We start from the raw sequence: 9301 nt of genomic DNA, 5'->3' as shown, positions 1-9301 counted from the left end.
GACTTGAAGTCGCGGACCATGTTGTACACGCCCTGGGTCTTGGCCCAGGTCCAGTTGTCGATGTTGTAGTCGTTGTAACAGAGCTTGGCGGCCGGGTCGGCGGCCTTCGCGGTGCGGAAGGCGACCTCGATCCAGTCGTTGCCGGTGCGCTGCAGGTTGGAGTCGCGCCGCCCGCCGGAGTTGCCGTCGGCGAAGGCCTCGTTGACCACGTCCCAGGCGTAGATCTTGCCCCGGTAGTGGGCCATGACGCCGTTGATGTGGTCGATCATCGCCTGGCGCAGCGAACTGCCCGACAGCGACTGCATCCACCCGGGCTGCTGAGCGTGCCAGGCCAGGGTGTGGCCGCGTACCCGCTTGCCGTTCTGCACGGCCCAGTTGTAGACCCGGTCGCCGCTGGTGAAGTTGAACTGCCCCCGGTTGGGCTCGGTGGCGTCGATCTTCATCTCGTTCTCGGCCGTCACCATGTTGAACTCGCGGTTCGCGATGGTCGTGTACTGCGAGTCGCCGAGCCTGCCGGCGCTGATGGCGGTGCCGAAGTACCGCCCGCTCTGCGCGGCCGCCTCGCCGAGCGTGCTCGCCGCGGCGCCGGCCGGCGTAGGCGCCGTGAGGGCCGTGACCGCGGCGAGGACGCCGACGGCGCCGGCGATCAGAACCCGCGGGTTCAGGAGGGGTCGCCGGCTTCGCGGCGTGAGTATGGCGTTCGTGCCCATGACTGAGTGCTCCAGAGTGAATCGCGGAAAGCGCGGCACGCGGGGAGGTCGCCCCGCGCGATCGACGCCGCGTCCCGTGCTCGGGGAACGCACACCACTGGGGCGTCGTGGACGGCGGCCCTCGCCGTGCGCCACCACACGACAGAAGAACCGCCCTGGGGACACAGTGTGGAAACCCTTACGAAACATGTCAAGGTCGTTGCGAAAGTTTCAGACCGCCGCCCTCGCCGATCGCCGACGGTACCCGGATAACACCTGATGAACCGTATGTACGTCTCCGTGCCGCGGTGGGAGTCATGTCGCGTCCCTTGACGTCCACGCTCCCTCTCGTATTGGCTCCGACCTGCCACCACAACCATCAGGCAGAGCAGGAACCGCGATAGGCAAGACCGTATGTTAGCGATAACAACCAGGCGGGTTTCCCGCCCGGCGGCCATGGCGGGCGACCGGGGGCCGACACCACGTCCCTGGAACCCCTTCAGGTCGCCGATCATCTGAGGGAGGTTCCCGTCCACGGCGCCGGAGGCAGAACGGCCCGGCGATGCCTCATCGCCGACGCTGACGGCGCGGCCGTGGGACACCGTTCGTCCGTATCATCTCGGCATGGTGCTGAACCCGGAGCCGCGGCTCAGCCGGCGGGCGGTGTTCGTGATCGCCGGAGGGCTGGTCGCCGGGTGTTCTCGGCAGGCCGAGGTCGACCCGGTCCGGCTGCGGCTGGCCACCGGGCCGGCGGGGGCGGTCTATCGGCGTATCGGCGGGGCGCTGGCCGAGCACATCTCCGAGCAGGTGCCGGGGGCCACGGTGGTCACGGTGCCGAGCGGGGCGTCCACGGACAACATCCGGATGCTCCGGGCCGGGGAGGTGCATCTCGGGCTGACGAGCCTGGACGCGCTGATCACCAGCGACGGCAGGGCGCCTGAGGGACTCTCGGCGGTGTGCCGGCTCTACGACAGTCATCTGCATCTCGTGGTCATGGCCGGTTCGGCGATCAAGAGGTTCGGGGACCTCAAGGGCAAGCGGGTGTCCCTCGGCGCCCGCGACTCGGGCACGGAGTTCACGTCGCTGCGGGTTCTGCGGCTCGGCCGGGTGAACGCCGACGGGCGGCACCTCAGCCAGGCCGAGTCGGCGGCGGCGCTGCGGGACGGCGAGATCGACGCGATGTTCTCCCTGACCGGCGTTCCGACCCCGGCCGTCACGGAACTGGCGCAGCGGCACCCCATACGGCTGATCCCGCTGGGCGCGCAGGGGGACGCGCTCCTGAGGGCGTTCCCCGGCCCCTACACGCCGGCCATGATCCCCACCACCGCCTACGCCGGCGTACCGGCCACCCGCACCGTCGCCGTGCCGAACGTGCTTCTCGTGCGCGACCAGCTGCCGGACGACCTGGTGCACGCCATCACCGACACGATCTTCACGCACACCGGCTCGATCACCTCCGCCAGCCGCGACGGCACCGAGGCGGTTCCCGAAGCGTGGCAGATCAACGTGCGTACCGGGATCTCCACCGCGTCGATCCCGCTCCATCCGGGCGCGGCCACCTGGTTCCGCGACCGCAAACGCTGACCCGAGACGGCTGGCGGGCCGGCGGCGAAACCGGGCCTCAGACCGGCGAGGGAGCCGGGGCGTCGGAGGACGCCACCTGCGCGACGACCGGCAGCGCGACCACCGCGGCGAATCCGCGACCAGACCCGTCCGGGCGGGGCAGGCCCTCCTCCAGGCGCAGCTCGCCCCCGGCCGCCCCGACCAGGTCGGCGCAGATCGCCAGCCCGAGGCCGGTGCCGGTCACGTTCTGGTGCCGCGGCGACCGCCAGAACCGCCGTAGAGCCTGGGCCCGCTCGGAGGCGTCGATGCCCTGGCCGTCGTCGCGGACGGCGATCGTGACCACGCCGCCGGCCGCGGAGGGGTGTCCGGCGCCGTCGGGGACGACGCGGGCGGTCACCTCCACCACCCGCGCGTCCGAGAGCCGCAACGCGTTGCTGATCAGCTCGTCCAGGATGCTGCCCAGCCCGCCCGGCGGCTCCAGCAGCCGCAGCCCCGGCGGCACGTCGACCTTCAGCGTCTGCCCCGCCGTCGCCGTCAACGCCCGCCACCGGTCGACCCGGGTGGCCAGCACCGCGTCGAGATCCACCGGCGACGCCGTGCGTATGCTCTCCATGCGCGCACTGGCCTGCAGCGAGTTCAGCAGCCGCTGCATCGCCTTCAGCTCGTCGACGGCGATGTCGTACACCTGCCGCCCGTCGCCGGCCGCGCGCAGATGCGGTTCCAGACTCTCCACGGCGAGCCGGAGGCTGGTCAGCGGATTGCGCAACTGGTGCGACGCGTCGGACACGAAGGCCCGCTGCCGCTGCGCGGCGTTCTCGACCGCGTCCATCATGGTGTTGAACGACTCCGCGAGCCGCCGCAGCTCGACCGGGCCGGCCTCGGCGTCCGCCCGGATCGTCAGGTCGCCCCGTGAGATGCGCGAGCTCGCCGCGTCCAGCTCACGCACCGGCCGCAGCACCCAAGCCGACACCGGCCAGGCGACGGCCACCAGCGCGATCAACGGCAGCAGCCCGAGGCCGGCGAGCTGGGCCCAGCGCACGAGGATGCGATGGCGTGTCTTCGTCAGGTCGGAGATCGTCACGACGGCGCCGACGACCTCGCTGTCGCGGCCGACCGGTTCCGCGACCACGAGCGCCGAGTCGTCCCACGGCGCCCACTCCCCGGACGGTTCGGACCTCGCCCCGGCCAGCGCGGCCGTCACGACCCGGGGCAGCGCCGGCTCGGCCCGCGCGGCGTCCCGGTACGCGTCGGCCGGCCCCAGCAGCACCGTGCCCGACGTGTCGATCACCGCCACCGGGACGCCGTACAGCTCGTGGTAGCGCGCCAGCTCCTCGTGGAGCGCCTCGGTGCGCCCGGTCGACAGCGCGTTCTCGGCCAGCGACGCGAACCGGCCGGCGTCGTTGAGCCGGTCGACGTAGGTCTCCTGCATCTCGCGCTCGGCCACGGTGACGCTGAGCGGCACCCCGAGCGCCGCGACGAGCAGCACCGCGAGCGGCACCAGGACGGCGAGCAGGCGACGGTGCACGACGCGTCAGCCGGTCAGCTCCGGCCGGTCGGCCAGGAGCCGATAGCCGACCCCGTGGATCGTGCGGATGAGCACGGCCGGCCCGAGCTTGTGCCGCAACGCCGCGATGTGGGTGTCCAGGGTTCGGCTGGAGGACTCCCAGGTGGCGCCCCAGATCTGGTCGAGGATGACGTCGCGGCTCACCACGCTCGGCGCCCGCCGGGCCAGCAGCAGGAGCAGGTCGAACTCCTTGCGGGTCAGCGTCACGGGCGTGTCGTCGACGGCGACCTCGCGGGTGCCGACGCCGATGCGCATCGGGCCGAGGGCGAGCGGCTCGTCCGGGTGGCTCAGGCCACGCGCCACGCGGGTGCGCCGCAGGACGGCGTCGATGCGGGCCAGCAGCTCGGGGATGCCGAACGGCTTCACGATGTAGTCGTCGGCGCCGGCCCGCAGGCCGCGGACGCGCTCGTGCTCCTCCGAGCGCGCTGTGACGGCGATGACGGCGGTCTCCGGGCGGTCACGCAGCTTGCGGATCACGTCGATGCCGTCGCCGTCGGGCAGGCCGAGATCGACGAGGACCACATCGGAGGGGGCGGCGCGCACGGCCTCGGCGGCGGTGGCGATGCGGTGGACCTCGAAGCCCGCCTGGGCCAGGACGGTCACCAGACCGCGCGCGACGCGGTCGTCATCTTCGATGATGGTGATCCGCATACCGGATTGTAAGGCTCAGATCGACGCGCGTGTCAGCCCATCACTCTTGGGATTCCTCTGACATCTGCCGCATTCCTTGGGATTCCTCTGACACCATGCGCGCCCCCGCACGCCCAGACTGAGGCCGCGCACTCACCGACAGACGCGAATGTGCACGAGGAGGCCGCGAGATGAGAACGACAAGCAGGTACCGTGCCGCCGCGCGGACGATCGCCGTGATCGGCGTCGTCTCGCTCGCCGCCGCCTGTGCCGGCAGCGGCGGCACAGGCGGCGAAGGCGCCACCACCGGAGGCGCCACCGGCGGTTACCCCGAGCAGAACATCACGTTCGTCGTGCCGTTCAGCGCCGGCGGCCCGACGGACACCGTCACCCGCATGATCGCCGACCCGATGGCCGCCAAGCTCGGCGCCAAGATCGTCGTCCAGAACGCCGAGGGCGCGGGCGGCACGGTCGGCGCCGGGGAGGTCGCGCGGGCCGAGCCCGACGGCTACACCGTGCTCATGCACCACATCGGCATGTCCACGGCGCCCGCCCTGTACAAGGACCTGGGCTACAAGCCGCTAGAGAGCTTCCAGATGGTCGGGCTGGTCACCGAGGTGCCGATGACGGTCGTCGCCCGCAAGGACTTCCCGCCCGCGTCGCTCAAGGACCTCGTCACCTACGTGAAGGCGAACGCGAGCAAGGTCACGCTGGCCAACGCCGGCATCGGCGCCGCGTCACACCTGTGCGGCCTGCTGTTCCAGACCGCCGCCGGTGTGAAGCTCCAGGAGGTCCCGTACGAGGGCACCGGCCCCGCGCTGACCGACCTCGTCGGCGGCCAGGTCGACTTCATGTGCGACCAGACGACCAACACCAGCGGCCAGATCTCCGCCGGCGAGGTGAAGGCGTACGCGGTCACCACGCCGGAGCGGGTGAAGAGCCTGCCCGACCTGCCCACCACGGCCGAGGCCGGGCTGCCCCAGCTGGAGGTCAGCGTGTGGCACGGCCTGTACGTCCCGGCCGGCACGCCGCAGGACGTCGTACAGAAGCTGTCCGACGCGCTGAAGGCGGCGCTGGCCGACCAGAAGGTCGTCGACCAGATGGCCAAGCTCGGCACCGCGCCGGTCCCGGCCGAGGACGCGACCCCGCAGGCGCACAAGGCGAAGCTCGAAGAGCAGCTCGCCACCTGGGCGAAGGTCATCGCCGACGCCGGGGTCAAGGCCTCCTGAGGTGGAGCGCCGCCGGTCCCTCCCGGACGTCCTCGCCGGGGGAATCTTCGTCCTGATCGGTGGCGCGTTCGTGGTGGGGGCGCTCGGCTACGAGCTGGGCACCCCGCTGCGGATGGGCCCCGGAGCCTTCCCGATGCTGGTCGGCGCGACCGTGGCCGCCCTGGGCCTGGCGATCGTCCTCAAGGGGCTCGTCGCCGGCGAGGTGATCCCGTTCGGGCCGATCCCCTGGCGCGCGGTCGCCGTCATCGTGCTCGCGCTGGTGTTCTTCGGATTCACCGTCCGCGGCCTCGGGTTCGTCCCGGCGTCGGCGGTGACCGCCCTGCTCACCACGCTGGCCAGTTCGCGCGTGCGGCCGCTCACGGCCGTGGCCGTGGCCGCCGGGCTGACCGCGGCCGGCACGCTCATCTTCGTCGTCGGCCTTCAGCTGCGGATCCCGCTCCTGGGCCCGTGGCTGGGGTTCTGACGCGGCATCCGGATTGAGGCATGGAACTTCTCGACAACCTCGCGCTGGGCTTCTCGACCGCCCTGCTGATCCAGAACGTCCTGTACTGCTTCGTGGGAGTGCTGCTCGGGACGGCGGTCGGCGTGCTGCCCGGCATCGGGCCGACGGCGACGGTGGCGATGCTGTTGCCGATCACCTTCAGCTTCGAGCCGGTGACGGCGCTGATCATGCTGGCCGGCATCTACTACGGCGCGCAGTACGGCGGCTCGACGACCGCCATCCTGATCAACCTGCCCGGCGAGTCGTCGGCGGCGGTCACCGCGCTGGACGGGCACGAGATGGCCCGGCAGGGCCGGGCCGGCGCGGCGCTGGCCGCCGCCGCGGTCGGTTCCTTCGTCGCGGGCACGGTGGCAACCGTCGTGCTGGCCGTCGCGGCCCCGCCGCTGGCCCGCGTCGCGTTGACGTTCGGCCCGGCCGAGTACTTCTCGCTGGTGCTGTTCGGCCTGATCGTGTCGATCACACTGGCGCGTGGCGCGCCGCTCAAGGCCCTGGCGATGATCGCGCTCGGCGTCCTGTTCGGCACGGTCGGCCAGGACCTCTACACCGGCACGCCGCGGTTCGTGTTCGGCCAGCGTGAGCTGTACGGCGGCATCGACTTCGTGTCGGTCGCCGTCGGCATGTTCGGCGTGGCCGAGATCCTGCGCAACCTGGAGAACGAGCACACCCGTACGGCGATCGTCGGCAAGGTGAGGAACCTCTGGCCGACCCGCGAGGACCGGCGCCGCATCGTCGGCCCGATCCTGCGGGGCACCGGCCTCGGCTCCGCGCTCGGCGTGCTGCCGGGCGGCGGCCACGTGCTGGCCTCGTTCACCTCGTACGCCGTCGAGAAGCGGATCTCGAAGCGTCCGCAGGAGTTCGGGCGCGGCGCGATCGAGGGCGTCGCCGGCCCCGAGTCGGCGAACAACGCCGCCGCGCAGACGTCGTTCATCCCGCTGCTCACCCTGGGGCTGCCCGCCCACCCGGTGATGGCGCTGATGGTCGGCGCGTTCATCGTCCACGGCATCACCCCCGGCCCGAACGTCATCACCGAGGAACCGGCGCTGTTCTGGGGCCTGATCGCGTCGATGTGGATCGGCAACGTGCTGCTCGTGCTGCTGAACCTGCCGCTGATCGGCATCTGGGTGCGCATGCTGCGCATCCCGTACCAGGTGCTGTTCCCGATGATCATCCTGTTCGCGGCGATCGGCACCTACTCCCTGGAGTTCAACGCGTTCGACGTCTACGCGATCGTGTTCTTCGGGATCCTGGGCTACATCCTGATCAAGTGCGGCTGCGAGCCGGCCCCGCTGCTGCTCGGCTTCGTCCTCGGCCCCCTGCTCGAGGAGAACCTGCGGCGGGCGCTCATCATCTCCCGGGGCGACGCGTCGGTCTTCGTCACCCGTCCGATCTCCGCGGTGCTCCTGGCCGTGGCCGTGGCGGCGCTCGTCATCACCGTCCTCCCGGCGATCCGCAGGCGTCGCGAGACCGTGTTCACCGAGGAGGAGTAGGACACTTCCCCCATGAGGAACATGCTCCGCCCGGCCGGAGCGCTGCTGCTCGTGACGTTGGCGATGGCGATGGCGATGGCGGCGTGCGGCGGGCAGGCCCCGACGGCCACGGGGACCGGTCCGGCCCCGGCCCCGTCGCCGTCGCCGTCGCCGTCGAGGCTCAGCGCCACTCCCGCGGAGACCGCGGCGGGCCGTCCGCCCGGGCCGGACAGGAGCGACATCCCCTGGAACGGCTCCGGAGACCCGTACAACGCCGTGGTCGCCCTGGACGACGGACGGCGGGTGGCGATGCACTACCGGCGCGGTGAAGGCCTGTACGAACAGCACTCCGGCCCGCGGGACGGCGGGTGGACGCGGCCACGCCTCGTCTACGGGACGAAGACCGAGGCGTGCCAGGGCATCCGGCTGCGGGCCTTCGGCGAGACCGTCGCGGCCACGGCCGACTTCGGCCCCTACTGCTCGGACGGCGAGCCGCCGATGGAGTCCGTCGCCGCCGTGGCGGTGGGCGACCTTCGCGAGTGGCACCACCACCTGACCAGGAGCTTCGACGGCTGGGAGCGCGTCTCGGCGAGCCAGGACGGAAGAACGATCACCTTCAGACGCGGCTCCACCACGCTGCGATGGACCGTGTCCGGCGGCTTCACGAAGTAGGAGCCCGGCGGGCGGCGGTACGCGCCCGGGGGTCAGTCGGGTTGGGGCAGTGCGGCCTGCGCGGCTTCGCGGAACGCCTCGACCAGCGGGCTGTGCTCGCCATCCCTGTTGACCATCATGACCTTGTGCGGTTCGACCCCGCGCAGGGGGATCGTGGTGAGGTGCGCGGGAACCTCGGCGGCGACGGCTTCGGCGACGATGGCGACCATCTGTCCTGCCGTGATCAGTTCGAGCTTCTCCTCCACCGTGGTGACCAGCGGCGTCTCGGGTCCCGGACTGCCGTCGGGTCGAGGGCCGGTGCGGCCCAGCGGTTTCGCCGCCGGGTCGGGCCAGTGGGGAAGGGTTTCCTCGGCGATGTCCTCGGGCGTGACGTAGTCCCGGCCGACCAGACGGTGGCTACGGGGTACCAGCAGCACGCACGGCTCGTCGTAGAGGACGGTCACCTGGAGCCCGTCGGTTCTGAAGGGCAGGCGGCTCACCGCGGCGTCCACCCGGCGTTCGAACAGCGCTTCACGTGCCTGGTTCCACAGCAGGTGCACGGTGACCACGTCGGCCTCGGGCTGCCGGCGGCGTAGCTCGCGAACAGCCGGGGTGATGTCCAGGCCCGGGGTATGGCCGATGGTGATCTGGGCTGTCCGTGCCGCGTTCCGGGCCGCCGCACCGGCCTGGTCGGCGGAGTGCAGCAGCGCCTTGGCGCGGGGCAGAAACGCCTGGCCGGCCTTGGTGAGACGTGCGCCGTGGGTGGTGCGGTCGAGCAGCCGGGTGCCGATCTGTGCCTCAAGGCGCTGGATCTGGCGACTCAGCGACGGTTGGGCGATTCTCAGTGCGGCGGCGGCCCTGCCGAAGTGACCGAACTCCGCGACGGCGGTGAAGTATCGCACCAGGCGTAGGTCGAGGTCAGCCTGAGACGGTATGCGCTCATTGGACACCTTCAACCCTAGCCGAACACCTCCGTCCCGGGCGCGCACCCGCCGCGCCACTCGTCA

Annotated in this window: 9 protein-coding genes; 5 read left to right on the top strand and 4 right to left on the bottom strand. The window is 71.5% G+C overall.

The window, feature by feature from the left end; genetic code table 11:
• Positions 1–710: endo-1,4-beta-xylanase (locus PYR91_RS14795; protein ID WP_279780362.1), on the bottom strand; the 710-nt coding region annotated here is incomplete at its 3' end.
• 603 nt (positions 711–1313) lie between these two features.
• On the opposite strand from PYR91_RS14795, the gene PYR91_RS14790 reads away from it, so the two are divergent.
• Entirely contained in the window at positions 1314–2273 is a 960-nt protein-coding gene (locus PYR91_RS14790; RefSeq protein ID WP_279780361.1) for a TAXI family TRAP transporter solute-binding subunit, read from the top strand.
• A 37-nt stretch (positions 2274–2310) separates the two neighbouring features.
• Here PYR91_RS14790 and PYR91_RS14785 read toward each other — a convergent pair whose 3' ends face one another.
• Positions 2311–3777 carry a HAMP domain-containing sensor histidine kinase gene (locus PYR91_RS14785; RefSeq protein WP_279780360.1) on the bottom strand — a complete coding sequence of 489 codons (1467 nt, stop codon included), beginning with the start codon at positions 3775–3777 and terminating at the stop codon, positions 2311–2313.
• 6 nt (positions 3778–3783) lie between these two features.
• A complete protein-coding gene (locus PYR91_RS14780; protein WP_279780358.1) occupies positions 3784–4467 on the bottom strand; it encodes a response regulator transcription factor in 684 nt (227 codons plus the stop codon).
• A 170-nt stretch (positions 4468–4637) separates the two neighbouring features.
• Between PYR91_RS14780 and PYR91_RS14775 the strand changes: the two genes are divergently transcribed.
• From PYR91_RS14775 to PYR91_RS14760, 4 genes are read left to right on the top strand one after another with little or no spacing between them, the layout of a single operon-like run.
• Entirely contained in the window at positions 4638–5675 is a 1038-nt protein-coding gene (locus PYR91_RS14775; protein WP_279780357.1) for a tripartite tricarboxylate transporter substrate-binding protein, read from the top strand.
• 1 nt (position 5676) lies between these two features.
• Complete coding sequence (locus tag PYR91_RS14770) at positions 5677–6138, top strand: tripartite tricarboxylate transporter TctB family protein (protein WP_279780355.1); 462 nt, start codon at positions 5677–5679, stop codon at positions 6136–6138.
• Positions 6139–6158: 20 nt separating this feature from the next.
• Entirely contained in the window at positions 6159–7664 is a 1506-nt protein-coding gene (locus PYR91_RS14765; protein WP_279780354.1) for a tripartite tricarboxylate transporter permease, read from the top strand.
• A 12-nt stretch (positions 7665–7676) separates the two neighbouring features.
• The gene (locus tag PYR91_RS14760; protein ID WP_279780353.1) at positions 7677–8315 is read left to right on the top strand and encodes a hypothetical protein; all 639 of its coding nucleotides are present in this window, start codon (positions 7677–7679) and stop codon (positions 8313–8315) included.
• 32 nt (positions 8316–8347) lie between these two features.
• On the opposite strand, the gene PYR91_RS14755 is transcribed toward PYR91_RS14760, so the two are convergent.
• Positions 8348–9295 (bottom strand): LysR family transcriptional regulator, encoded by a 948-nt coding sequence (locus PYR91_RS14755; RefSeq protein ID WP_279780352.1) that lies wholly within the window; start codon positions 9293–9295, stop codon positions 8348–8350.
• Positions 9296–9301: the final 6 nt, after the last annotated feature.

The organism is Sphaerisporangium sp. TRM90804 (assembly GCF_029846175.1).
In the GTDB taxonomy this organism is placed as follows: domain Bacteria; phylum Actinomycetota; class Actinomycetes; order Streptosporangiales; family Streptosporangiaceae; genus Sphaerisporangium.
Note: the sequence above shows the minus strand (reverse complement) of the source record. Positions and strands in the feature narration are given on the sequence as shown.